Source organism: Vibrio sp. IB15, assembly GCF_016406055.1.
GTDB lineage: Bacteria > Pseudomonadota > Gammaproteobacteria > Enterobacterales > Vibrionaceae > Vibrio > Vibrio chagasii.
The window spans coordinates 1-24,739 of record NZ_JAEFCE010000015.1 but is presented as its reverse complement, the minus strand read 5'-3'; the positions used below and the strand labels follow the sequence as shown (position 1 = coordinate 24,739).

The following is a 24,739-nucleotide window of genomic DNA, read 5'->3' as shown; positions in this document are numbered from 1 at the left end:
ATAGTAATCTGGCAGATTGATGAGAGGATGTTATGAAAAGCAATGTATTTATGAAAAACAGTGTATTAATTGCATCGTTAACAGCGGCGATCTCTGTTGTGAGCCTGCCAACATTTGCGGCTCAATGTCGAGTTGATTTGAAGAATGAGTTGCGAATCGATGACCAAAAAGTCGAAATTCATCAGGTAAATGGTGATACCGCCGTGTTCGATGATAATAATAATCTCTATATTCATGGCGAGAAAGTTGAGCTTGATGCTGACCAACAAGCGGCGATGGAAAAATATCGTGAGAGTATGAGTGAGTACATACCACGAGCTAAGCAGATGGCAAGCGAAAGTCTCGCATTAGCCAATGATGTAATTGATGATATTGCTGTTAGTTTAGACTCTCCAGAATCGTTTGATAACGTAAAAGAGTCGATGAAAACGTTTTTCGCAGACCTAGAGGCCCGCTACTACAAAGACGGTGAATTGGTTTTGCCTGCAGACAGCTTTGAGTCGATGGCCAATGGTTGGTCTGAAGACTTCGAAAAAGCTAAAGAGATTTTTAACCAAGAGTTTATCTCTAGTGCTTTTAATGCCATGTCAGAGAAGATGAAGCAAGAAGGCGGACTCAACCTGACGGAATTGACAGACAGCATGGCTGAACTCAAGCTGAAAGTTGAAGAGCGAATGAAGCAGCACGCCAAGCAGATGGAAGAAGAAAGCGCAGAGTTCTGTGACTCTCTTGATGAGATGGCAGAACAAGAGCAAGAACTGCATGAAATCATTCCGAACCTAAAAGATTATCAAGTATTCACGATTTAATTCGAGTCTAGTGATGAATAGCAAGAGCACCAGTTGGTGCTCTTTTTGTTTGTATTGTTCCCCCAATGATAAGTGTCAATTTTGTGGCCTGACTCTGTTGATGATCCTTTGGTGTCTATATTTGTAGAATTATTGAACTGGAATTTTGTTAATTTTGTGGTTCTAAATAGCGCATTGATTGTAAAAATTAGAGAATTGTTCATTTATTGGTTGTGTCTATCATTGCTTTTTATTACTGTACTCCTAAACTAGTTCACTGATTCTTTGTGCGAGCAATATGGACCAACAATCTTCCTCTTCAAGAGAGCTGTTTAGTTCTCGTTTAGGCTTTATTTTAGCTGCGGCTGGTGCTGCTGTTGGCTTGGGTAACATTTGGGGTTTTCCAACTCAGGTAGCGAGTAATGGCGGTGGTGCCTTTCTACTTGTTTACCTCATAATGATTTTCGTGGTTGCGTTCCCTATGCTGGTGGTTGAAATGGCGATTGGTCGTCATGGTCAAGCCAACCCAGTTGATAGTATGCGTTCACTAACGGCTAATCCGCTAGGCAAAAAAGTCGGTGAATTTGTTGGTTGGATTGGATTAAGTGTCCCAAGTGCCGTACTGGCGTTTTACAGCATTGTTGGTGGTTGGTTAATCTGCTTCCTAATTGGTGCTGTCGCTGATCTTATTGGGCTAGAGGCTGCTGCTGATTGGTTTAAAGGCTTCAGCGTTGAGCGTAATGTATTTGGTACTGTAGCGTTCTACGTACTGACCATTCTTATTGTACAGGGCGGTGTTAAACAAGGTATCGAGAAGTGGTCGACGCGTTTAATGCCAGCACTGTTTGTTTTGTTCGGTTTATTGTTCGTGTACATCATGACTCAAGCTGGCGCAATGGAAGGCTTAAAGCATTACCTAGTTCCTGATTTTGAAAAGGTGTGGGACAGAAAACTGATTTTAGCGGCGATGGGGCAAGGCTTCTTCTCGCTAACGATTGGTGGCTGTTCAATGTTGGTTTATGGATCTTACTTAAGTAAGAAAGAAAACCTGCCAAAAATGGCGATGAACGTGACGCTGGTTGATACCGCAGTGGCTTTTATTGCCGGTTTAGTGGTAATGCCTGCAATGTTTGTTGCGATGCAAAAAGGCGTTCAAATCTATGCAGAAGATGGCTCGCTGTTAAGCTCTGACACGCTAGTATTCACGGTTCTACCTTTGATGTTTGATAGCTTAGGTGTGCTCGGCCAGATCTTCGCAATTGTTTTCTTCTTGTTGCTAACCATTGCCGCGCTGACTTCTTCTATCTCAATGTTAGAAGGCCCAGTAGCGTTAGTGAGTGAGCGCTTCAATACCAGAAGAACGCCAACAAGTTGGGTGATTGGTGGTGCAATCGCATTGTTCAGTGTGGTAATTGTTTACAACTTTGCTGCGATGTTTGGCATGGTTGCGATGATAGCGACACAGTACCTGCAACCAGTTGCTGCATTGATGTTCTGCCTGTTTGGTGGGTGGGTGTGGAGCCGAGCGTCAAAAGTGAAAGAGCTTGAGCAAGGCTGTCCTGATTTTCAGCTTGGTTGGTTTGGTAAGGTTTGGCCGATGTATGTGAAGTTCGTGTGCCCAATCTTAGTGGCAACGGTAATCTGGGCTTCTTTCGGTTAATTAGCCATTATTATTTGCTTGTCTATCGTCTAGACCTGAATTTAACAAAGCCGCTCTCATAGAGCGGCTTTGTTGTATCTGAATGGGAACATTACGGTTTGTTGATAAGAAAAAGGCGCATCCACGAGGGGATGCGCCTTTGAAACTGAGGAGATAAGTAATCGCTTACTTAATTTCCATACCTTGTGCTTGCAAGTCTGCATGGTAAGAAGAACGTACAAACGGACCACATGCTGCGTGAGTGAAGCCTAGCTCTAGAGCAATCTCTTTTAGCTCGTCGAACTCTGACGGCGGCACGTAGCGCTCTACTGGTAAGTGGTGACGGCTTGGTGCTAGGTATTGACCAAGAGTCAGCATAGTTACGTCGTGCTCACGAAGGTCTTTCAATACTTGAATGATCTCTTCTTTGGTTTCACCAAGGCCCATCATTACGCCAGATTTTGTTGGGATGTCTGGGTGCTGCTCTTTAAACTTCTTCAGGAGATCAAGAGACCACTTGTAGTTCGCTCCTGGACGCGCTTTACGGTACAGGCGTGGCGCTGTCTCTAGGTTGTGGTTGAAAACATCTGGTGGATTGTCTTTCAGTAGATCAAGTGCAACGTCCATACGACCACGGAAGTCTGGAACCAGCGTTTCGATACGAATGTTTGGGTTTAGCTCGCGGATCTCACGGTTACAGTCTGCAAAGTGCTTAGCACCACCGTCACGCAAGTCATCACGGTCAACTGAAGTGATTACTACATACTTCAGTTTCATGTCTTGAATTGTCTTCGCCAGTTTCTTCGGCTCTTCTGCTTCAGGAGCAACAGGACGACCATGGGCAACATCACAGAACGGGCAGCGACGAGTACAGATAGCGCCAAGAATCATAAACGTTGCCGTACCGTGGTTGAAACACTCGGCTAGGTTAGGGCAAGACGCTTCTTCACAAACTGAGTGCAGGTTATTTTTGCGCATTGCTGATTTGATTTCTTGGATACGATGGCTGTCTGAAGGAAGTTTAATCTTCATCCATTCTGGCTTACGTAGTACTTCTTTCTGTTCAGCAGGCATATTCTTTACGGGAATTAATGCCATTTTGTCAGCGTCACGATATTTAACGCCTTTTTCCATTTGGATTGGTTTGCTCATGATTTTATGCTTCTGCTGTAATGTTACTGGTGGCTTGAATGTCTACTTGGTCATAGCCGAGCAGCTCTACGAGCTCTTGTATTAACTGTTGCTCAACGTTCTCTAATTCACTTGGTCCGCCTAGCTGGCTTACTTGTGCCATTTCCATACCTTGGTAGCCGCATGGGTTAATGCGTTGGAATGGGGACAGGTCCATATCAACGTTTAGTGCTAGCCCATGGAATGAGCAGCCACGTCGAATTCGTAATCCGAGTGAACAGATTTTCTTGCCATCGACATAAACACCAGGAGCGTCAGGTCGGGCAGCTGAATCTATATTGTAAGCTTTCAGAGTGTTGATTACGAGGTTCTCGATATGAGTAACCAAATCGCGCACTCCGAACTTCTTGCGGCGGATGTTAATCAGAAAGTAAGCAACTAACTGACCTGGGCCATGATAAGTCACTTGGCCACCGCGATCGCTTTGTATCACAGGGATATCGCCAGCATTTAATACATGCTCAGCTTTGCCTGCTTGTCCTTGAGTGAAGACAGGGTTGTGTTCAACCAACCACACTTGGTCTACGTCTTCTTCTGTGCGTTCGTCTGTGAACTTATGCATGGCTTTCCATACAGGTTCGTAATCCTGACGGCCTAATTTTTTTACGATTAGCTTATTTTGCAAAGCGGCACTCCCTCAAGGATTAATAAAGTGAACGCATTATAAACGCGAAACATGATTCTAACTACAGATGGACTGCAAGGTTTTTCAACTTTCTTCGTATTTATTGAAAATTAAGTTGAATGAATTTGACCGCAATAGGGTGCTATAAACAAAAACAGCGGCATTAAGCCGCTGTTTTTCATGCGTAATCGAGGTTACAGAACCATACGAACGATTTCGATCTCGCCTAGTTCTTTGTATAGCGTTTCCACCTGCTCAATTGAAGTCGCAGTGATGTTGATAGAAACAGAGTGGTAGTTACCCTTTGCACTTGGTTTTAGTGTTGGGCTGTAGTCACCAGGAGCATGACGCTGGATCACTTCTAGCACTAGTTCAGTCAGTTCTGGCTTAGCGTGGCCCATTACTTTGTAAGTGAATGAACAAGGGAACTCTAAGAGGTCTTTTAGTTTTGCATCAGAATTGATGTTCATGATTAGCTCCAAAAGGCTAGACTCTCGCAAATTGGCGGAAGTTGATAAAAAGCGTGTTCGGTCAGTAGACTCGAGTAATAAGGCGGAATATTACGTGTAAATATCACTGAACTCAAGATCAACAAAAGCCGCACATGGAGGCTTTTGTTTCGCTAAAGAGTAAATAATGAACTTACTCATTAGGTTAGCTTTCTAGCAAGCTTAGGTTTTGTTTAGAACAAAACTTTTGGACTTACTTAAAACACACCCTTGGACTTACTTAGAATAAGCCTTTGAATAGCAGTACTAGATAATCCCATAGGCGGCTAAATAGGCTGCCTTGCTCTACGTCTTCAAGTGCTAGTAGTGGGTATTCCGCAACGTCTTCACCATCAACTTGGTAGAAAAGTTTACCAACAACATCACCCTTGTTGATTGGCGCTTCTAGCTCTTTCTCAAGTACAAAGCTTGCTTTAAGGTCTTTAGCTTGGCCGCGAGGCAGAGTTACGAAGGTATCTTCGTCAACACCTAGCGCTACCGTGTCTTTACTACCCATCCAGATTTTCTCTTCTACGAAAGTTTCACCAGCAGTGTGTGGTGCCACTGTTTCGAAGAAGCGGAAGCCGTAGCTAAGTAGCTTTTTGCTTTCTGTTTTACGAGCGTTTGCATTCTTAGTACCCATCACAACCGCAACTAGGCGCATTTTGCCTTCTGTTGCTGAGCTTACTAGGCTGTAACCTGCATTGCTTGTGTGGCCTGTTTTAATGCCATCAACGTTCATGCTCTTATCCCACAACAGACCATTACGGTTGTATTGGGTGATGCCGTTGTATGTGAATTTTTTCTGTGAGTAGATACGGTACTCATCAGGAACGTCACGAATTAGCGCCTGACCAAGCAGTGCCATATCGTAAGGCGTTGAGTATAGGTTTGGGTTGTCTAGACCGTGCACGTTAGCAAAGTGCGTGTCTTTCATGCCGATAGAGCTTGCCCATGCGTTCATTAGGTCAACGAATGCGTCTTCTGAGCCAGCAATGTGCTCAGCCATTGCAACACAAGCATCGTTACCTGATTGAATGATGATACCGCGGTTCAGTTCTTCAACTTTAACCGTTGTGCCAACTTCAACGAACATTTTAGATGAGTCTGGGAAGTTTTTAGCCCAAGCATTTTCACTGATTACAACATCGTCGTTTAGGTTGATGTTACCACGCTCAAGTTCTTGACCGATTACGTAGCTCGTCATCATCTTGGTTAAACTTGCTGGAGAAAGTTGAGTATTCATCTCTTTCTCTGCTAGTACTTTGCCTGAATGGTAATCCATCAGAACAAAACCTTTAGCGGCGATTTGTGGTGCATCAGGAACAACAATTGGAGCAGCGAATGACGATGTAGCTATTGTTGCTGAAAGCGCAACAGAAGTAGCAAAAATCGTTTTAACAAGTTTATTAGATTTAATCATTTTGAATGCAATTATTTGGTGAACTATTCATATCTTACCAGAATCACTCTGTCACACCAGAGCGCTGATTACCAGAGGTTACTGTCAGATTAATTAGCGAGTTAGCGTGTGTTTCTTGATATAAGCAGAAGGGTAACCCATCAGCTTAACCTGTTCTAATTTCTCTTGAGTCAGAGCATAGTCATGAAATGGCCCAAGCATTAGTCGGTATTGACCATCATTTGGCTGCAAGAAGCTTGCTACTGCTAGCTTTTCGCTGAGATCTTTGGCTAACTTCTCCGTTCTGTCTTCATGTTGCGATGTCGCAACTTGAATAATAAATTGTGGCAAAGCCGCTTTCTTTTTAGCGTCAGTTGGCATTGCAACTTTGATCACTTCAATCTCAACATTTGCGGTGCCTGTCCTTAAGACATCAAGCTTGTAAGCCGCAGCATAACTGAGGTCAATGATTCGCCCTTCATGGAATGGGCCGCGATCATTAATACGCACAATCGTTGTTTTGTTGTTGTCGGTATTAGTGACTTTTACATAGCTTGGAATAGGCAATATTTTGTGTGCCGCCGACATCGAATACATGTCGTAAATCTCGCCGTTAGACGTCAAATGGCCATGAAATTTTTTGCCATACCAAGACGCTTTGCCTTTCTCGGTGAAACCCTCGGTTTCTTTGACGATTTTGTAGTCTTCACCGCGCAGAGTGTAGTCACTGTTACCACCTAGGCTGTATGGTTCGTATTGAGGATGTGCGTCCTCTAAATGCTCGACCGAAATAGGGGCATCTGGCGCGATATCTGAATCGATATCGTAGCGGCCACTTGGCTTCTGCGAGGAACAGCCATTGATAAAAATCGCTAAGCCCAGAATTGAGACTATTTTTTTGATTGGCAGCTCATCAACCAAAGATGCTTTTTTTGAAAACGTTGTAATAGACATCGATTAGGTCGCCTTTGAGAATGCTTTTCTGTGTGTGTGGATTGACATTAAAATACCAAAACCAGCCATTAGGGTAACCATAGAGGTACCGCCATAGCTCACTAAAGGAAGAGGTACACCTACAACCGGTAGAATGCCACTTACCATGCCAATATTTACAAAAATATAAACGAAGAAGCTCAGTACAATACTTCCGCCCATCATTCGACCAAAGGCCGTTTGCGCTTGGCTTGCTAGGTACAACCCACGTCCAATAATGAATAGGTAGATAGCCAGTAAGAACAAGATACCTATCATGCCCCATTCTTCAGCGATAACCGCAAAAATGAAGTCAGTATGGCGCTCTGGAATGAACTCTAGTTGAGACTGAGTCCCTTGTAGCCAGCCTTTCCCTGATATACCACCTGAACCTATCGCAATTTTACTTTGAATGATGTGGTAACCCGCACCTAATGGATCTGATTCAGGATCAAAAAGGGTTCTAACACGCACTTTTTGGTATTCACGCATTAAGAAGAACCACAAAATAGGGATAAATGCACCTAAGGCGACAGCTGCACTGGCAATGATCTTCCAGCTAATACCCGCTAGGAATATCACGAAGATACCCGATGCTGCGATGAGGATAGAGGTACCTAAATCGGGCTGCTTAGCGATAAGAATCGTCGGTACGAACACCATAACCAGCGAGATTGCCAAGGTTTGGAATGTCGGAGGTAATGAGCGCTTACCAATAAATCTCGCTAGCATTAAAGGCACGGCTAGCTTTAAGAGCTCTGAGGGCTGGAAGCGAACAAAGCCGAAATTAAGCCAACGCTGTGCACCTTTAGAGGCTTCGCCAAAGAAGAGTACGCCTAATAGCAAAACAACGCCGCCAGCGAATAGCACTGGGGCTAAAGTCTCGTAGGTACGTGGTGATATCTGAGCTAAGAAGATCATTACGCCCAAAGAGAGTGCCATACGCATTGCCTGGCGATCCATCATCGCTAAGCTCTGTCCACTCGCGCTGTACATGATTAATAAGGCAAAGCCCATTAAAACTAGAATGCCGAGTAATAGTGGCAGATCGATATGGAGCCTTTCAAATAAGGCTCTGTTTCGTCCTGTTGAAGGATCAAGTTTCATTATTTTATTGGCTCGCTTTGATAATCTTCTGCAAGGATAATGTGGTCTAGAATTCGTCTTACTACTGGGCCGCCATTCGATGAACCACCGCCAGCATTTTCGAGAACGATAGTGACAACGGCCTCTGGATCTTCAAGCGGTGCATAGCCAGTAAACAATGCGTGGTCACGTAGGTGCTCAGCGATTTCATCGGCGTTGTACTCTTCATCTTCTTTCAGACCAAAGACTTGTGCTGTACCTGACTTACCTGCGGTAACGTAAGACATATTTTGAAATGAGCGTCTTGCTGTCCCTTTTTTACCGTGGTTAGCCAGCTTCATACCTTCTTGAGCGATATCCCAGTACTTCTTCTTAACGCCTGTTAGTGGCGGGTAAGTTTCAATGTCCGACATAACTTGCTCGTCGAATGGGTGACCGTTTTCAATGGTGGCACGCAATAGGTGAGGTGCTGTTACCTCGCCCTTATTGACCAGCACAGAGGTCGCTTTTGCAATCTGCATTGGTGTAGCCGTCCAGTAGCCTTGACCGATACCTACAGGGATTGTGTCACCTTGGTACCATGGCACACGGTGTCTGGCCATTTTCCAGTCTCGTGTTGGCATGTTGGCTTTACTTTCTTCGTAAATATCGATGCCCGTGTAATCGCCAAATCCAAACATCATCATCCATTTGGATATGCGGTCTATACCTAGGTCATAAGCGATCTGGTAGAAGAACGTGTCCACCGATTCTTCAATCGCTTTGACGATGTCGACTTTACCATGGCCCCAACGTAACCAATCTCGGAATGGTCGAGTTTTAGAGTTAGGGATCTTCCAGTAGCCAGGGTCGTTACGTGTGGTATTCGGTGTGATGACACCTTCTTGTAAAGCTGCAACGGCCATAAACGGTTTGATCGTTGATGCTGGTGGATAGATACCAAGTGTGGTTCGGTTTACCAGAGGACGATTTTTGTCCTGAAGCAGCGCGTTATATCCTTTAGAGGAAATACCGTGTACGAAGGCATTCGGGTCATAGCTTGGGCTTGAAACCATCGCTAATACGCCGTTGTCTTTTGGATCCAATACAACTGCTGAGCCACGGCGCCCATCGAGTAGCTTATGAACGTAAAGCTGAAGATTGATATCCAGGTTCAGTACAATATCTTTACCCGGAACAGAAGGAACAAATTTGAGCGTGCGAATAACACGTCCACGGCTGTTTACTTCAACTTCTTGATAGCCGGCTGTGCCGTGTAGCAAATCTTCGTAATAGCGTTCGATACCTAGCTTACCGATATCACGGGTTGCTTGGTAATTGGCGTCTTTTTCTTCTCGCACCAATCGCTGCATGTCACGGTCGTTGATACGAGAGACATAACCGATAACGTGGGTAAGCACATCACCGTACGGGTAGAAGCGCTTTAAAGTACCTGTCACTTCAACGCCTGGGAATTTGTGTTGATTCACCGAGAAGACAGCAACCTGTTCTTCTGTCAGCTGGTTAAGAATGGGGACTGATTTAAAGCGTCGTGAATTACGGCGCTCACGGTTAAACCGCTCAATACGCTCTGGTGGGATCTCAATTAACTCTTGTAGACGGACAAGCGTGTCGTCCATGTCTTTAATTTTTTCTGGTGTGATTTCTAGGTTGAAAACTGGACGGTTCTCGGCAAGAAGTACACCGTTTCGATCGTAAATCAAACCGCGGTTTGGTGCGATTGGCACTACCTTAATACGATTGTCGTTAGAACGAGTTTTATAGTCTTGATATTGGTTGACCTGAATGTTGTACAGGTTAACAACCAACAAGGACATCATGACTATGATGCCTGCAAACGCAACAAAAGCACGGCTAGTAAATAGTCGTGCTTCTGCTTTGTAATCACGGATTTGGCTACGTTTACGTAACATTAACGCTTATTCTCGATGATAAGGGTGGTTAGCAGTGATGCTCCAAGCTCGATACAAGCTTTCAGCCATGATAACGCGTACTAATGGGTGAGGGAGAGTAAGCGCAGACAGAGACCAACTTTGGTCCGCGGCCGCTTTACATGCCGGCGCTAATCCTTCAGGCCCGCCAATCAGGATCGAAACATCACGTCCATCCAACTTCCAGCTTTCCAATTGCTCAGCAAGTTGTGGAGTGTCCCACTTTCTTCCTGGGATATCTAGAGTCACAATTCGGTTACCTTTTGGCACCGCAGCCAACATGGCTTCGCCTTCTTTTTGAAGAATACGAGCGATATCGGCGTTCTTACCGCGCTTACCTGCCGTGATTTCAACGAGCTCTAACGGCATGTCGTGAGGGAAGCGGCGTTTATATTCGTTAAACCCTTCTTCAACCCACTTCGGCATTTTGGTGCCAACCGCGATTAACTGGATCTTCAACGTCTAGCCCCAAAGCTTTTCTAGTTGGTACAGTTCACGATGCTCTTCTTGCATAACGTGAAGCATGCTTGTACCCATATCTAGTACAACCCATTCGCCTTCTTGCTGGCCGTCCATACCAAGTGGTTCAAGACCGGCTTTCTTTACTTCGTCAGCAACATGCTGAGCAATTGAAGCTACGTGGCGCTTAGAAGTACCAGTACAAACGATCATGTAATCCGTCACACTTGATTTGCCTTCTACATCGATGGTCACAATAGATTCTGCTTTCATATCGTCAGCTTTGTCTGCAAGAAAGTCTTTTAGTTCTTCACGTAACACTGGGTGTTCCTTAAATCTGAATTTGGTTCTACTAAGATCATAACACGCTTTTAGGCGTGAGATGGTATTGAAGCCGAAGGGATACAAAACTCAACGCTCAACTGATGGATTAGTGGCCAAGGCGACTGCTCATACTGCGTTTTTGTTATCAATTCTGCTTGGGTAAGTAGCGCAAACAGTGAGTGTAATTGAGAAATTGAAACTCTTGTTAGCGCGGCGTTATAAAGCGGCTTTTTCGATTGCCAGATACGATGTTTTTCGAAAACCTGACCGATCGGCATGAGTTTCATTTGTTGCTGCATTTGTAGTAGCAACGCAAGCTCTCTTTGCACGCTTCTCAGCAGAATAACCGGTTCGACACCTTCAGCTTCGAGTTGTCTTAGGATTCTCTGTGCTCGATTCCCTTTCCCTGCTAATAGGGCATCACTCCAATGGAATGGAGTAAAGTGGTTGTGGCGGCTCAGAGACTCTTCTAAGCGTACTAAGGTTAGCTTTCCATCTGGATACTGAAGTGCCAGCTTTTCGAGGCTTTGTGTAAGTGCAAACAGGTTGCCTTCATGCCACTGCGCCAGCATCTGAATAGCTTCAGGATCTGGCGACAACCCGACTTGACGGCAGCGTGCTTGAACAAATTGAGGTAGCCTGCTGACATCAGGCGTCAGGCAACTTACCCAATGCCCGTGGCTAGAGAGTGCCTTGAACCATTTAGCGTTTTCTTGAGCTTTTGTCAGTTTGGTGCCAACAAGAATTAGCAAGATATCGCTGTGGATATGCTCAGATATAGCCAACAGTTCTTTAGCTATTGTGGCATTCACGCCTGACTCTGGTAACTCAAGCTCAATGATTTGACGGCTAGAAAACAGGCTTAGCGCTTGAGTACAGTCATAGACTTGGTTCCAGTCCATACTGTTATCAATCGCAAAGCGGTGACGTTCCTCGAAACCTTGTTGTTTAGCCGATTTTTGAATCGCTTCTCGGCTTTCTTGCAATAGCAGTGGCTCATTACCAAAGATCAGGTAAACGTTGCTCAGTTGTTTAGCAAGTTGTTCTGGTAAGCGGTCAGCAAAAATACGCATCAAATCGACCTATTATTGAGCAGATTCGCTGAGCTCTGGTTGCTGTTCTGTGCTTGGTTCGATTTCAACGTCGTCAATCTCAACATTCTTGATGTTGTATTGCTTTTCAAGCTCTTTAACTTGAACGTGTTCTAGTGCTTCTAGGTCCATACTGTCTGCAGCGATGTTGGCTTTTAGGCGCGCCATCTGACGAAGGATTTGGCTAGTTGCTAGTTTGCGCATTTCATCTTCGATCATGTCACGCTCAACCGATTTAGCGAGGGCAGTTAGCGGGTTATCTAGATAGCTGCGGGTAACACTTGTTGAGAACGTTTTTGAGCCAAGATCTGGAATCGTTACACGGTATGAAGCGTAGAACGTAAGCTCAATTTCAGCGGCACGAGTATTTTGGTATAGAGAGAGTGTTCTTTCACCAACACTCTCACTAATGATGTGCAGGTTAGGGGTATTTTCAGATGGTGGCACAATTTCTACATCATTCATGCGCAGTTGGCCTTTCATCATACGTGTAAACGTACTGTATTGGTCGTAACTGGTTACCGAAATCTTGTTGAGTTCCTCCGGTACAGAGTAGTCACCACGCAGGTGAAAACCACAGGCACTAAGTAGGCTAACGGTTAGAACAACAATAGTAACTTTCAATGAAGATAGTGAAATCAGGCGCATTATTTGATGGCTCTCATGAAGGTAGAATACTTATTTAAAGGCTTTAGCTTGTTGAGGTGAGGTTAGTCACTGAAAGTAAAGCGTTTAAATAAGTAGACAGGGTAATTTAATTACCCTGTCTAAAGACTGCCAAAAACGAATTAAGTTCGTTTTAGTCTACAACGATTAGTTAGCAACGATGTTTAGAAGCTTGCCAGGAACGAAGATAACTTTACGAATCGTTAAGCCATCTAGGAACTTCTTCGCGTTCTCATCGTTCAGACCAAGCTCACGAACCTGCTCTTCTGTTGCATCAGCTGCCACAGTTAGCTTCGCGCGCAGCTTACCGTTGATCATAACAACGATAGTCTTCTCGTCTTCAACTAGTGCTTTCTCGTCAAATGTTGGCCATGTTGCTGAGTCAACATCTGTTTCACCAAGAGCAATCCACATTTCGTAAGAGATGTGAGGAGTCATTGGGTAAAGCATGCGAACTACTGCTTTCAGTGCTTCGTCAAGGATTGCACGATCTTGTGCTGATTCTTGAGGCGCTTTCGCCAGTTTGTTCATCAGCTCCATGATCGCAGCGATCGCTGTATTGAACGTTTGACGACGACCGATATCGTCCGTTACTTTCGAGATAGTCTTGTGAACATCACGACGAAGTGCTTTTTGGTCACCAGAAAGTGCTGCAACGTCAACAGATTCAGCTGCACCCTTAGAAGAGTGAGCGTGAACCAGTTTCCAAACACGCTTAAGGAAACGGTTTGCACCTTCAACACCAGACTCTTGCCATTCAAGTGTCATGTCTGCAGGAGATGCAAACATCATGAATAGACGTACTGTATCAGCACCGTACTTGTCTACCATCTCTTGTGGGTCGATACCGTTGTTTTTCGACTTAGACATCTTGATCATGCCTGAGTGAGCAACGTCACGGCCTTGGTTGTCTTTCGCAGACGTAATACGGCCTTTACCGTCACGCTCTACAGCAACATCAGTAGGAGCAACCCACTCTTTAGTGCCTTTCTCGTTTTCGTGGTAGAACGCATCTGCTAGTACCATACCTTGACATAGTAGTTGCTTGAATGGTTCGTCAGACATTACGTAACCAGCATCACGCAGCAGTTTATGGAAGAAACGAGAGTACAATAGGTGCATACAAGCGTGCTCGATACCACCGATGTACTGGTCTACAGGTAGCCAGTAGTTCGCTTTTTCTGGATCTAGGATGTCGTCAGCTTGTGGTGAACAGTAACGAGCGTAGTACCAAGAAGACTCCATGAACGTATCGAACGTGTCTGTTTCACGTAGAGCAGGTTCGCCGTTGAATGTTGTTTCTGCCCAAGACTTGTCAGCCTTGATTGGGCTAGTCACACCATCCATTACCACATCTTCAGGAAGAATTACTGGTAGTTGGTCTGCTGGTACTGGGTGAACTTCACCATCTTCAGTCGTCACCATTGGGATTGGCGCACCCCAGTAACGTTGACGAGATACACCCCAGTCACGCAGACGGAAGTTTACCGTTTTCTTACCTTTGCCTTCAGATTCTAGCTTCGCAGCAATTGCGTCGAATGCTTCTTGGAAAGCAAGACCATCGAACTCACCCGAGTCGAACAGCACGCCTTTCTCAGTGTAAGCTGCTTCAGATACATCTAGCTCAGAACCATCTTCTGGCTTGATTACTGGAATGATATCGATGCCGTACTTAGTTGCGAACTCGTAGTCACGTTGATCGTGAGCTGGAACCGCCATTACCGCACCTGTGCCGTAATCCATCAGTACGAAGTTTGCTACGTATACAGGAACAACACGACCGTTAAGAGGGTGGATAGCCGTTAGGCCTGTATCCATACCTTTCTTTTCCATCGTTGCTAGTTCAGCTTCAGCAACTTTGGTGTTGCGACACTCTTCAACGAATGCAGCAAGCTCAGGGTTGTTCTTAGACGCTTTCTCTGCAAGAGGGTGACCTGCAGCGATACCAACGTAAGACACACCCATTAGCGTATCAGGACGAGTTGTGTAAACTTCTAGCGGCGCTTCTTCACCGTTAACAGCGAAAGATAGCTCAACACCTTCAGAGCGACCGATCCAGTTGCGCTGCATGGTTTTAACCATTTCAGGCCAACCGTCAAGGTTGTCTAGGTCATCTAGTAGCTCTTGAGCGTACTCAGTGATTTTAATGAACCACTGTGGAATTTTCTTTTGCTCTACTGGAGTATCACAACGCCAGCAGCAACCATCTTCTACTTGCTCGTTTGCTAGTACAGTTTGGTCGTTTGGACACCAGTTAACAGAAGAGGTCTTCTTGTACACTAGGCCTTTTTCGTAAAGCTTAGTGAAGAACTCTTGTTCCCAGCGGTAGTATTCAGGTGTACATGTTGCGAATTCACGATTCCAGTCGTAACCAAAGCCAAGAAGCTTAAGCTGGTTTTTCATGTATTCGATGTTTTCGTAAGTCCATGGTGCAGGTGCTGTATTGTTTTTTACAGCTGCGTTTTCTGCAGGTAGGCCGAATGCATCCCAACCGATTGGTTGCATTACGTTTTTGCCTTGTAGACGTTGGAAACGAGATACCACATCACCGATGGTGTAGTTACGCACGTGACCCATGTGCAGTCGGCCACTTGGGTACGGGAACATAGAAAGACAGTAGAATTTTTCTTTGTTTGGGTCTTCACTTACAACGAAAGTTTCGCTGTTATCCCAGTGTTGTTGAACCTTTTGTTCAATCTCTTGCGGGTTATATTGTTCTTGCATCGATGGTATCCGGTTATCTTGGAATTTGTGAGTTCGGTTAGAACAGAATCTTACAGATCGTCATAGAATACCTAAAGGAGCTTAGTACAACAATAGTTATACCCTTCATACTTGCAGTTGCTGACTTGTAGATGGCGTAATTTTCACTGAATTTCGCAGGGCAACTATACTTAAGAGTATGAATTGCATTTGTTTGTGAGCGAGGGAGCGTTGTAGCACTTCGTTTACTCACTATAACGTTGGTTATCTTAAGGAGGTAGTTATGCCGAAGAAAAAAGCACTCTATGAAGAAGTGGTTGAAGAGGTTATCGAAACGCTGAAGCATAGTCCTGAAGAGCTCAACAACAAAATCGAAACGTCAGGTAAATATGCAAAAGCTGCCAATGACATGACCAAAGATGAGCTATCGCTGATCTCGGCCTACGTGAAGTCAGACTTGAAAGAGTTTTCTGAGAGCTACGAAGAGAGCAAAAGCGGTCCATTTTATCTGATGATTGCAGACTCTATTTGGCAGGGGCTTCTCGATATTACCGATCGCACTAAAGTCGAGTGGGTCGAGCTATTCCAAGATTTAGAACACCAAGGCTTGTATCAAGCTGGTGAAGTGATTGGCTTGGGTACGCTTGTCTGTGATGAGTGTGGTCATCAAACCGAATATAATCATCCAACGACCATCATCCCGTGCATTAAGTGTGGCTCGAAAGGATTTAGTCGCAAAGCACTGAAACCGTAAACCTCCCCAAATACGACATAAACAAAAAGGGTTGACCAAACGGCCAACCCTGCAAATTACTTTACGTTCAATCTTGAACTTAGCTCTTTGGTTTTCTCACAACCCAGCCAATTACCAAGCTTAGTAGCACCCAAATATACAATGGCCAAGTACCGACCACGCGGTAAGGGGTTTGGCCATCTGTTGAAACAAGCTCGGCTTTCAGAACTGCCGTTTCAAACTGAGGTATTTGCTTGATGATATTGCCTTTGTAGTCCGTCACCGCTGTCACACCGTTGTTGGTTGAGCGAATTAGCGGCTTACCAAGCTCTAAGGCACGCATTTGTGCGATTTCCATATGTTGTAATGGACCAATTGAACGGCCAAACCACGCATCGTTAGAGAGCGTTAGAATAAAGTCCGTATCGTCTGTCACATTCTGTCTTACTTGATCATTAAAGATGATCTCATAACACAGAGCTGGCGCTAGATGACGACCGTTAGCAACAATGTTTGGCTGGATGAAATCGCCACGACTGAACGATGACATTGGCAAGTTAAAGAACGGTGCTAATGGACGCAATATATCTTCAAAGGGTACAAACTCACCAAATGGTAATAGGTGATGTTTGTGGTAGCGCTCGTCTGGGTCATAGCTGTATTCACCATATGGGTTAACACCAAGAGAAAGAATACTGTTGTAGTATTTCTTATCTTCAGACTGGTTCAGTACACCTGTGATGATGGAACTGTTGTTTATCTTAGCTGCGCTATCTAAGTTACGTAGGAAAGACGGTATCTCGACTTCAAAAGCAGGGATCGCGGCCTCTGGCCAGATGATGATATCTGCATCCCAGTTTTCCCTGCTTAGGTCAGTGTATTTCATCATAGTCGGCCAGCGGTGACTTGGCAGCCATTTGCTGTCCTGGTCGACATTACCTTGAATCAACACCACTGAGGTGGTTTTTTCAGGATTCGGTGTTACCCAATCGATGTTGCGAATACCAAAGCCAGTACTAAATACGACTGCAGGAATAACAACGATGCTCCAGGCTCTGTTTATAACCGCATAAGCAAACGCTGATGCTGAAACGATAATGGCAAGAGTCACTAGCTCGACACCACCAATTGGTGCGAAAGAGCCTAACGGAGAGTCGATTTGGCTATAGCCCAACCACAACCATGGGAAGCCTGTCATTACCCAGCCGCGTAGCCAATCACTGATCAACCATAGTGCCGGAGCGGCTAGGAAGAATCGGCTTAAATTATTAGTGGGGAAGAACTTATTTAAGCTCCAAGTAAAGAGCCCTGAGTATACGGCTAAATAGCCAACGAGGAGTGCCATCAAAAATAGATTGGCCGCTAGTGGCATACCGCCAAAGCCGTCAATACTGACATATACCCAGCTGATTCCTGTGGTGAACTGACCTAGGCCCCATGCATAACCAATCCAAAGTGCACTCTTAGGTGAACGATTGTGGATCAGTAGCAGTAATAAAGCTGGGCTGAGAATGGCAAGAGGCCATATTGAGTATGGAGCGAATGAGAGGGTGGTTATAGCGCCAACAAAAACGGCCGCAAGCGGCCGTAATAGGCGATGAATAAAAGTCTTAGTCATCTAATTTCTGTCATCTCTTTAGAGAGAAGTGGTTATTCTTCGATAGTCGGAAGAGGCTGCTCGTCAGGAATGGTTACCTGTAGCTGAATCACGCGACGATTATCTGCTGATGTTATTTTGAAATGGTAGTTTTCGATTTCTACAATTTCGCCACGAACTGGCAGGTGACCGAGTGCTGTCATAACCATGCCGCCTACTGTATCCACTTCATCATCACTGAAAGCAGTGTCAAACGTGTTGTTGAACTCTTCAATGGTGGTTAAAGCTTTAACAGAGAAAGTATGCTTACTCAGCTTACGGATATCCAACTCTTCTTCATCGTCGAACTCGTCTTCAATTTCACCAACGATTTCTTCGAGGATATCTTCAATGGTTACTAGGCCAGAGACACCACCAAACTCATCAACAACGATAGACATGTGGTAACGCTCTTCACGGAACTCCTTAAGTAGGCGATCAACTCGCTTACTTTCAGGAACAACAACCGCAGGGCGAATCACTTGTTCGATATCAAATGGGGCACTGTCTGAACCCAGGTATTTAAGTAGGTCCTTCGCTAATAGAATGCCTTCAACATGGTCTTTATCTTCACTGATCACTGGGTAGCGAGAGTGTTGAGCATCAGTAATCAACGCAATCAATGTATCTAAATCATCGGTACGCTCTACTGTAACCATTTGAGAACGAGGCAGCATGATATCGCGTACTCGCATCTCTGAAATTTCCATAACACCTTCGAGCATGTCGCGAGTGTCGTGGTCAATCAGGTCATTAATTTCTGAGTCGCGGATTACATCTACGAGCTCTTGGCGGTCTTTTACCTCGCCTTGAAATAGTTGGCCTAGGCGTTCAAAGAAGGACTTTCTACTCGGACCTTCAGATTTTTTACTTCCCTCAGAAGTGGGGGGGTTACCTTCGTTCATGATTTCTCAAAAAATAACGCTATCAGAAGTGTGATAGCACACATCACAACTCAGATTCCTGAAAAATACAGGTTCGATGAGTTATTGTTTCTCTGCAATCTACGTAACTAGAATCGATTCACTTTTCTAGAATATATGGGTCTTCAAACCCCATAGCTTGCATGATTTCTGTCTCGAGTGACTCCATCTCTTCAGCTTCATCATCTTCGGTATGATCATAACCTAGCAGATGCAGACTGCCATGTACAACCATATGAGCCCAGTGCGCTAGCAGAGGCTTATTTTGCTCTTCTGCTTCTTTTTCGACAACTTGGCGACAGATAATGAGGTCACCTAGAAGATCTAACTCAATCCCAGGAGGAGCCTCGAATGGAAAAGATAGCACGTTAGTTGGTTTGTCTTTACCACGATATTCATGATTTAGCTGGTGGCTTTCTTCGGTATCTACGATACGGATAGTAAGCTCAGCGCTCTTTTGAAACTGAGGTATAGTCTTATCCAACCAAAACTGAATGTCCTGCTCTGTTGGAAGACCTTGCTCTTTTTCGACCGCTAATTGTAGGTCTAGTTCAATAGACATCTATTTATCACCTTGTTCTGCAATCACAGAACTATTTTGTGTTGCTAATTGTGTCGTAACCGCTTGCTGAGTCTCAAGAAGTTTCGCTTCGCGCTCTTCACGTTTACGTTTCTCAAACTCTTTACGCTCTTTCTGGTCTTTCGCTTCCCATTTCTCGTAAGCGTTGACAATACGAGCAACCACTGGGTGACGAACCACGTCTTCAGACATAAAGAAGTTAAAGCTGATGTCATCGACTTCACTTAGAACTTCGGTCGCATGACGCAAGCCAGATTTTGCACCTCGAGGTAAATCGATTTGAGTGATATCTCCTGTGATTACCGCACGAGAGTTGAAGCCAATACGAGTCAGGAACATTTTCATTTGTTCAACAGTCGTGTTTTGGCTTTCGTCAAGAATGATGAAGGCATCGTTCAGTGTACGACCACGCATGTACGCAAGAGGTGCAACCTCAATCACGTTACGCTCAATCAGTTTCTCTACGCGTTCAAAGCCCAGCATCTCAAAAAGTGCATCGTAAAGTGGACGCAAGTATGGGTCTACTTTTTGGCTTAAATCACCAGGCAGGAAACCTAACTTCTCACCAGCTTCAACTGCAGGGCGCGTCAATAGAATACGACGGATCTCTTGGCGCTCTAATGCGTCTACGGCGGCAGCGACAGCCAAATATGTTTTACCCGTACCAGCAGGACCAATACCAAAGGTGATGTCATGAGTCACCATGTTCATTAGGTACTGTGCTTGGTTTGGGGTGCGCGGCTTAATCACGCCTTTTTTGGTCTTAATGAACACTTCTTTGCCGTGTTCAATATCAGACTCTACATTCTGTTCTAAAACACCAGACTCTTTGATAGCCAAGTGAATTTGTTCTGGCTCGATGTCTGGAATCGTGCCTTTGACCGGAGCAGATTCAACATACAGGCGCTTAACAATATCGAGTGCAGCAGCAGCCGTATGGGGCTTACCAACAATAGTGAAGAAGTTGCTGCGGTAGTTAATCTCGACACCTAAACGGCGCTCAAGGTGTTTGATGTTGTCATCGAATGGGCCACAAAGGCTTGCAAGGCGATGGTTATCTGCGGGTTCTAGATTGATTTCTAGGGTAACGATTTTATTGCTCAAATTAGCCTCTCATTTTGTGCCACCCACTCTTTTCGACGAACAAAGAGCAAGAAGCCCGATTGGGACCGGGCTTCTAGTGGCGATTTCCCTATTTCTAAGATGGTCACTTAGTTAGGTAATTTCAAGCTTTGTTGGTCAGCTTTTTGCTGAACCTAGATGTTTTGCTTATGGCGTAAATGTTGCCACACCCAGCTCATCTTCACGTTTTGTGTTAGCCATCATCTGCGTTGGAGAGATGATGCTACGTAGGTCCATATCTTTCTCTGTACGAACCAACTCACCACGTAGAGAGTTTGCGAATACGTCAGTGATCTTCACATCAACAAATTGACCGATTAGATCCGCGTTACCTTCGAAGTTAACAACACGGTTGTTTTCTGTACGTGCGCGAAGTTCCATTAGGTTCTTCTTCGACGGGCCTTCAACCAGTACACGTTGCTCAGTACCAAGCATTAAGCGAGAGTAGCGCATTGCTTGTGAGTTTACGGTTTGTTGTAGTTCGTATAGGCGATCTTTCTTCTCTTGCTCTGGCACGTCACATGGGTAGTCTGCAGCTGGTGTACCCGGACGAGGAGAGAAGATAAAGCTGAAGCTCATATCGAAATCAACGTCTTTGATCAGTTTCATTGTGTCTTGGAAATCTTGGTTAGATTCACCAGGGAAACCAACGATAAAGTCAGAACTGATTTGAATGTCAGGACGTGCTTTACGAAGCTTACGAATAATCGACTTGTACTCGATAGCCGTATGAGGACGCTTCATCATTGTAAGAATACGGTCACTACCACTTTGTACTGGTAAGTGAAGGAAGCTCACAAGTTCAGGTGTATCTTCGTATACTGCGATGATGTCATCACCAAACTCAAGCGGGTGGCTTGTTGTGAAACGAATACGGTCGATACCATCGATAGAAGCCACAAGACGAAGCAGCTCTGCAAATGTGCAGATATCACCTTCGTGAGTTGGACCACGGTATGCGTTTACGTTTTGACCTAGCAGGTTAACTTCACGTACACCTTGTTCTGCAAGTTGAGCAACTTCGAACAGTACATCATCCATTGGACGGCTAACTTCTTCACCACGAGTGTAAGGTACCACGCAGTAAGTACAGTACTTAGAACAGCCTTCCATGATCGAAACGAATGCAGTTGCACCTTCAGCACGAGGCTCAGGTAGGCTATCGAACTTTTCGATCTCAGGGAAAGAGATGTCCATCACTGGCGCTTCGTTTGATAGAGAAGATTTGATCATCTCTGGAAGACGGTGCAGTGTTTGAGGGCCAAAGATAACGTCTACGTATGGTGCACGTTGACGGATGTGGTCGCCTTCTTGAGTCGCTACACAGCCACCCACACCGATTACCACACCTTCTTTTTTATCTTTTAGCGTTTTCCAACGACCAAGCTGGTGGAATACTTTTTCTTGCGCTTTTTCACGGATAGAACAAGTATTCAGTAGTAGTACATCTGCTTCCTCAGGTACTTCAGTTAGCTCATAGCCATTTGCGGCATTTAGCAGGTCAGCCATTTTTGATGAATCGTATTCGTTCATCTGACAGCCCCAAGTTTTAATTAGCAGTTTCTTACTCATTTTTTGTTCGCTCGATCGTTAGTTTAATTTAAGGGAGCAAATCGCCCGGTATCTATCCGCGAGAGTCGATGGCCATAATTAGGTATTCATTTTATGGCTCACCCTAGCGGCAAGCGGCGTATTGTACTGGTTTCAAAACCGACTGACTAGTAGTCTGATAAAATCTCTTCGGAAGTGGTTTTTATTCTCGTTAACACTAGATGTAGCAAGGGGTAACCCATTTTTCAAATAAGGTTTTTGGTTACAAGTTCGTTGTGAAAACGTACAATTAAAAACAGTCAAAGAATCAAACTGATAAGTACAAAATATGAACAGTTACGATATTGTGGTCGTCGGCGGCGGCATGGTTGGTGCGGCAACAGCGATTGGTTTTGCTAAGCAAGGAATGCAGGTTGCTGTGATCGAAGGTTTTGCGCCCCAAGCATTTGATGAGTCGCAAGCGATGGACATTCGAGTATCAGCGATTTCTCAAGCGTCAGTCGATTTACTTGACGATCTTGGCGCATGGCAGAACATTGCTGCAATGCGAGTTTGCTCATACAAGCGCCTAGAAACGTGGGAACACCCAGAATGTCGTACTCGATTTGATGCAGCGTCACTTGATTTGCCTCGTTTAGGCTACATTGTTGAAAACCGACTTATCCAATTGGGCTTATGGTCTCAGTTCGATGCTTATGACAACTTAGACCTGCTGTGTCCTGAAAAGTTGGACTCTATCGAATTTGGCGAAACTAATACTGTTAAGCTTCAATCTGGTATCGAGTTGTCAGCGAAGTGGGTGGTTGGTGCCGATGGTGCGAATTCTGCAGTTAGACAGCAAGCGGGCATTGGTATCACTGCTTGGGACTACCGTCAGCACTGCATGCTGATCAATGTAGAAACCGAGCTCCCTCAGCAAGACATTACTTGGCAACAGTTTTTACCTAGCGGCCCGCGTTCATTTCTCCCTTTGTGCTCTTTTAATTCAGGAGACCAGGAAGTTGGGCAGGGCTCGTTAGTTTGGTACGACTCGCCATCTCGCATTAAGCAACTGTCGGCAATGAGCCCAGACAAGCTACGCAATGAAGTACTTGCTAACTTCCCTGCGGAGTTAGGGGACATTAAAGTACTTAACTCTGGTTCTTTCCCTCTTACTCGACGTCATGCGCAATCTTATTTTAAGAACAACTGCATTCTGGTTGGGGACTCAGCACACACGATTAATCCATTAGCAGGGCAGGGTGTGAATTTAGGCTTCAAAGATGTTGCAGCGCTATTAGATGTAACCAAAGAAAAAGGCGAGCTGAATCATTCTGTAGTAAGACGCTACGAGGTGATGAGAAGAGGTGACAACCTAGTGATGCAAAGCGGTATGGATTTCTTCTATAAGACGTTCAGTAATGATATTGGTCCACTTAAGTTTGTGCGTAATGCTGCACTCAAGCTAGCAGAGAACTCAGGGCCGATTAAAACTCAAGTTTTGAAGTATGCTCTGGGCCTTTAATTGAGTATTACAGACACTTTATAAAGAGAAGGAGAGCGAATGCTCTCCTTTTTTGTATTCTATGATGTCTATCGCTGCTGTGTCACACAAACTGGCGCATCTAGCTCTAATGAGTAGCCCGTGTAAACCAGAGAGCCGTCTTCTGTATTTCGCTTGAATGACTTGATGTTGTTAGTGTGCTGGTTTGCGGCGATAAGCCATTCACCGTCATGAGTAATATGAAAATCACGAGGGAAGTTGCCTTCAGAACTATAGCTATCAATAAAAATAGGCACTTTCGTTGTGGATTCGATTCTGAAGCAACTGATCATCGATTGATGTCGACAAGAGACATAGAGAAATTGCTCATCCGGCGATAGTTTTATTGCAGCCGTTGCTTCTCCTTTTTCCATATTTGGAAGTGCGTCGATCTCTTCGACAATACTCCATTTCCCAAGAGTTTTCTCCATCATCAGTATCGTTTCAGAGAGTTCACAGATTACATAGGCTTTATTTTCGTCTTTGTTGAAGACGAGATGACGAGGTCCATTGCCCGCAGGGACTTTAATGGATTGCATTGGTTCGTCTAGAAACTCTTCCTGTTCTTCATCAAAGCAATAGAAATTGATTCGATCAGCGCCAAGGTCGACGGTGACAAATTGTGGTGAGTTTTGTAAGAACAGACATTGATGAGCATGTGGAGCGGTCTGACGCTCTTTGTTTGGTCCTGACCCCACCATAGCTATTGTTTTAAGTCGTTTATCGATATTGCCATTGATACTTAAACTAAAAATATCGAATGAACCTGATGAGTATTGAGAAGTAATTGCAAACTTATGGCTAGGATCTATGGTGATATGACAAGGATGATCGCCGGAGATAGCACCTGAGTTACTAGCGGTCTTTGAGCTAGCATTAGCGATATGAATCAACTGTGGCTGTTTGGGGTGCTCAACTTCAGACGCGGTATAGATACCAAGCTCGGTCGCTACGACAAAAGATGGGTTAGTACACTCTGTAATGAGTTCCAAAGGTAATAGTTGACCGTTTTCCAAGTCTAACTGAGCCTGATACACGCCTTGGCTTTTACTGGGAGTGCCTGTGTAGCAACCGATCGTTAAAGTGAGATTTTTCATAAGGCGTCATACTCAATTAGAAAGTGGAGTAGGCATTGTCTTATAAAAAAGTCATGAAGTGATTAAATGGGGAGAAATACTTGGTGACGGAGTTATCAGATTTACATATTCCAGATAAAACAAAACCCAGCTAAAAAGCTGGGTTCTATTTAATGATGGTGCGGTCGGAGAGACTTGAACTCTCACACCTCTCGGCGCCAGAACCTAAAT

General features: G+C 44.7%; 22 protein-coding genes. 4 read left to right on the top strand and 18 right to left on the bottom strand.

Translation table 11 applies throughout. The features are described 5' to 3' along the window. Nucleotides 1-32 precede the first annotated feature (32 nt). Together JC606_RS07670 and JC606_RS07665 are read left to right on the top strand one after the other, a co-directional pair. A complete protein-coding gene (locus JC606_RS07670) occupies nt 33-809 on the top strand; it encodes a YggN family protein (RefSeq protein ID WP_198778351.1) in 777 nt (258 codons plus the stop codon). A 277-nt stretch (nt 810-1,086) separates the two neighbouring features. Further along, nucleotides 1,087-2,448: a sodium-dependent transporter gene (locus tag JC606_RS07665; protein WP_198778350.1), complete on the top strand. Its 1,362-nt coding sequence runs from the start codon at nt 1,087-1,089 to the stop codon at nt 2,446-2,448. 165 nt (nt 2,449-2,613) lie between these two features. Here JC606_RS07665 and lipA read toward each other — a convergent pair whose 3' ends face one another. The 12 genes from lipA to leuS form a co-directional block, all read right to left on the bottom strand. Further along, nucleotides 2,614-3,579 carry a lipoyl synthase gene (gene lipA, locus JC606_RS07660; RefSeq protein ID WP_198778349.1) on the bottom strand — a complete coding sequence of 322 codons (966 nt, stop codon included), beginning with the start codon at nt 3,577-3,579 and terminating at the stop codon, nt 2,614-2,616. A 4-nt stretch (nt 3,580-3,583) separates the two neighbouring features. Continuing rightward, complete coding sequence (gene lipB / locus JC606_RS07655; RefSeq protein ID WP_137407352.1) at nt 3,584-4,243, bottom strand: lipoyl(octanoyl) transferase LipB; 660 nt, start codon at nt 4,241-4,243, stop codon at nt 3,584-3,586. Nucleotides 4,244-4,437: 194 nt separating this feature from the next. After that, complete coding sequence (gene ybeD, locus JC606_RS07650) at nt 4,438-4,716, bottom strand: DUF493 family protein YbeD (protein WP_026084358.1); 279 nt, start codon at nt 4,714-4,716, stop codon at nt 4,438-4,440. A gap of 256 nt (nt 4,717-4,972) precedes the next feature. Continuing rightward, the gene (locus JC606_RS07645) at nt 4,973-6,154 is read right to left on the bottom strand and encodes a serine hydrolase (protein WP_198778348.1); all 1,182 of its coding nucleotides are present in this window, start codon (nt 6,152-6,154) and stop codon (nt 4,973-4,975) included. 93 nt (nt 6,155-6,247) lie between these two features. Continuing rightward, nucleotides 6,248-7,087 carry a septal ring lytic transglycosylase RlpA family protein gene (locus tag JC606_RS07640; protein ID WP_198778347.1) on the bottom strand — a complete coding sequence of 280 codons (840 nt, stop codon included), beginning with the start codon at nt 7,085-7,087 and terminating at the stop codon, nt 6,248-6,250. A 3-nt stretch (nt 7,088-7,090) separates the two neighbouring features. Next, the gene (gene rodA, locus JC606_RS07635) at nt 7,091-8,212 is read right to left on the bottom strand and encodes a rod shape-determining protein RodA (protein ID WP_061033222.1); all 1,122 of its coding nucleotides are present in this window, start codon (nt 8,210-8,212) and stop codon (nt 7,091-7,093) included. Next, a complete protein-coding gene (mrdA, locus tag JC606_RS07630; protein WP_116870155.1) occupies nt 8,212-10,104 on the bottom strand; it encodes a penicillin-binding protein 2 in 1,893 nt (630 codons plus the stop codon). The genes rodA and mrdA overlap by 1 nt, the downstream gene beginning before the upstream one ends. 6 nt (nt 10,105-10,110) lie before the next feature. Beyond that, nucleotides 10,111-10,581 (bottom strand): 23S rRNA (pseudouridine(1915)-N(3))-methyltransferase RlmH, encoded by a 471-nt coding sequence (rlmH, locus tag JC606_RS07625; RefSeq protein ID WP_004737638.1) that lies wholly within the window; start codon nt 10,579-10,581, stop codon nt 10,111-10,113. 3 nt (nt 10,582-10,584) lie between these two features. Then, entirely contained in the window at nt 10,585-10,902 is a 318-nt protein-coding gene (gene rsfS, locus JC606_RS07620; RefSeq protein WP_008224165.1) for a ribosome silencing factor, read from the bottom strand. A gap of 50 nt (nt 10,903-10,952) precedes the next feature. After that, on the bottom strand, nt 10,953-11,978 hold the full coding sequence (holA, locus tag JC606_RS07615) for a DNA polymerase III subunit delta (protein ID WP_198778346.1): 1,026 nt from the start codon (nt 11,976-11,978) through the stop codon (nt 10,953-10,955). 12 nt (nt 11,979-11,990) lie between these two features. Beyond that, a complete protein-coding gene (locus tag JC606_RS07610; RefSeq protein WP_198778345.1) occupies nt 11,991-12,644 on the bottom strand; it encodes an LPS-assembly lipoprotein LptE in 654 nt (217 codons plus the stop codon). 165 nt (nt 12,645-12,809) lie between these two features. After that, entirely contained in the window at nt 12,810-15,386 is a 2,577-nt protein-coding gene (gene leuS, locus JC606_RS07605; protein ID WP_198778344.1) for a leucine--tRNA ligase, read from the bottom strand. Between the two features lie 262 nt (nt 15,387-15,648). On the opposite strand from leuS, the gene JC606_RS07600 reads away from it, so the two are divergent. Further along, nucleotides 15,649-16,119 (top strand): zinc ribbon-containing protein, encoded by a 471-nt coding sequence (locus JC606_RS07600; RefSeq protein WP_061033217.1) that lies wholly within the window; start codon nt 15,649-15,651, stop codon nt 16,117-16,119. Nucleotides 16,120-16,198: 79 nt separating this feature from the next. Here JC606_RS07600 and lnt read toward each other — a convergent pair whose 3' ends face one another. The 5 genes from lnt to miaB all read right to left on the bottom strand — a co-directional run bounded on the left by lnt (nt 16,199) and on the right by miaB (nt 21,931). After that, nucleotides 16,199-17,716, bottom strand: a complete 1,518-nt coding sequence (lnt, locus tag JC606_RS07595; RefSeq protein WP_198778343.1) for an apolipoprotein N-acyltransferase — start codon at nt 17,714-17,716, stop codon at nt 16,199-16,201. Between the two features lie 32 nt (nt 17,717-17,748). Further along, nucleotides 17,749-18,639 carry a CNNM family magnesium/cobalt transport protein CorC gene (gene corC / locus JC606_RS07590; protein ID WP_004737645.1) on the bottom strand — a complete coding sequence of 297 codons (891 nt, stop codon included), beginning with the start codon at nt 18,637-18,639 and terminating at the stop codon, nt 17,749-17,751. Between the two features lie 118 nt (nt 18,640-18,757). Continuing rightward, entirely contained in the window at nt 18,758-19,219 is a 462-nt protein-coding gene (gene ybeY / locus JC606_RS07585; protein ID WP_198778342.1) for an rRNA maturation RNase YbeY, read from the bottom strand. Further along, on the bottom strand, nt 19,220-20,341 hold the full coding sequence (locus JC606_RS07580; protein ID WP_004737647.1) for a PhoH family protein: 1,122 nt from the start codon (nt 20,339-20,341) through the stop codon (nt 19,220-19,222). A 165-nt stretch (nt 20,342-20,506) separates the two neighbouring features. Continuing rightward, nucleotides 20,507-21,931 carry a tRNA (N6-isopentenyl adenosine(37)-C2)-methylthiotransferase MiaB gene (miaB, locus tag JC606_RS07575; protein WP_004737649.1) on the bottom strand — a complete coding sequence of 475 codons (1,425 nt, stop codon included), beginning with the start codon at nt 21,929-21,931 and terminating at the stop codon, nt 20,507-20,509. 307 nt (nt 21,932-22,238) lie between these two features. On the opposite strand from miaB, the gene JC606_RS07570 reads away from it, so the two are divergent. Beyond that, the gene (locus JC606_RS07570) at nt 22,239-23,414 is read left to right on the top strand and encodes a 2-octaprenyl-3-methyl-6-methoxy-1,4-benzoquinol hydroxylase (RefSeq protein WP_198778341.1); all 1,176 of its coding nucleotides are present in this window, start codon (nt 22,239-22,241) and stop codon (nt 23,412-23,414) included. Nucleotides 23,415-23,482: 68 nt separating this feature from the next. Here JC606_RS07570 and JC606_RS07565 read toward each other — a convergent pair whose 3' ends face one another. Further along, nucleotides 23,483-24,529 (bottom strand): lactonase family protein, encoded by a 1,047-nt coding sequence (locus JC606_RS07565; RefSeq protein WP_198778340.1) that lies wholly within the window; start codon nt 24,527-24,529, stop codon nt 23,483-23,485. Nucleotides 24,530-24,739: the final 210 nt, after the last annotated feature.

Excerpts from the sequence above, each read along its gene's own strand:
- JC606_RS07670 (WP_198778351.1), top strand. The coding sequence starts at position 33 with ATGAAAAGCAATGTATTTATGAAAAACAGTGTATTAATTGCATCGTTA.
- JC606_RS07665 (WP_198778350.1), top strand. The coding sequence starts at position 1,087 with ATGGACCAACAATCTTCCTCTTCAAGAGAGCTGTTTAGTTCTCGTTTA.
- lipA (WP_198778349.1), bottom strand. The coding sequence starts at position 3,579 with ATGAGCAAACCAATCCAAATGGAAAAAGGCGTTAAATATCGTGACGCT.
- JC606_RS07645 (WP_198778348.1), bottom strand. The coding sequence starts at position 6,154 with ATGATTAAATCTAATAAACTTGTTAAAACGATTTTTGCTACTTCTGTT.
- JC606_RS07640 (WP_198778347.1), bottom strand. The coding sequence starts at position 7,087 with ATGTCTATTACAACGTTTTCAAAAAAAGCATCTTTGGTTGATGAGCTG.
- rodA (WP_061033222.1), bottom strand. The coding sequence starts at position 8,212 with ATGAAACTTGATCCTTCAACAGGACGAAACAGAGCCTTATTTGAAAGG.
- mrdA (WP_116870155.1), bottom strand. The coding sequence starts at position 10,104 with ATGTTACGTAAACGTAGCCAAATCCGTGATTACAAAGCAGAAGCACGA.
- holA (WP_198778346.1), bottom strand. The coding sequence starts at position 11,978 with ATGCGTATTTTTGCTGACCGCTTACCAGAACAACTTGCTAAACAACTG.
- JC606_RS07610 (WP_198778345.1), bottom strand. The coding sequence starts at position 12,644 with ATGCGCCTGATTTCACTATCTTCATTGAAAGTTACTATTGTTGTTCTA.
- leuS (WP_198778344.1), bottom strand. The coding sequence starts at position 15,386 with ATGCAAGAACAATATAACCCGCAAGAGATTGAACAAAAGGTTCAACAA.
- JC606_RS07600 (WP_061033217.1), top strand. The coding sequence starts at position 15,649 with ATGCCGAAGAAAAAAGCACTCTATGAAGAAGTGGTTGAAGAGGTTATC.
- lnt (WP_198778343.1), bottom strand. The coding sequence starts at position 17,716 with ATGACTAAGACTTTTATTCATCGCCTATTACGGCCGCTTGCGGCCGTT.
- corC (WP_004737645.1), bottom strand. The coding sequence starts at position 18,639 with ATGAACGAAGGTAACCCCCCCACTTCTGAGGGAAGTAAAAAATCTGAA.
- ybeY (WP_198778342.1), bottom strand. The coding sequence starts at position 19,219 with ATGTCTATTGAACTAGACCTACAATTAGCGGTCGAAAAAGAGCAAGGT.
- miaB (WP_004737649.1), bottom strand. The coding sequence starts at position 21,931 with ATGAGTAAGAAACTGCTAATTAAAACTTGGGGCTGTCAGATGAACGAA.
- JC606_RS07570 (WP_198778341.1), top strand. The coding sequence starts at position 22,239 with ATGAACAGTTACGATATTGTGGTCGTCGGCGGCGGCATGGTTGGTGCG.
- JC606_RS07565 (WP_198778340.1), bottom strand. The coding sequence starts at position 24,529 with ATGAAAAATCTCACTTTAACGATCGGTTGCTACACAGGCACTCCCAGT.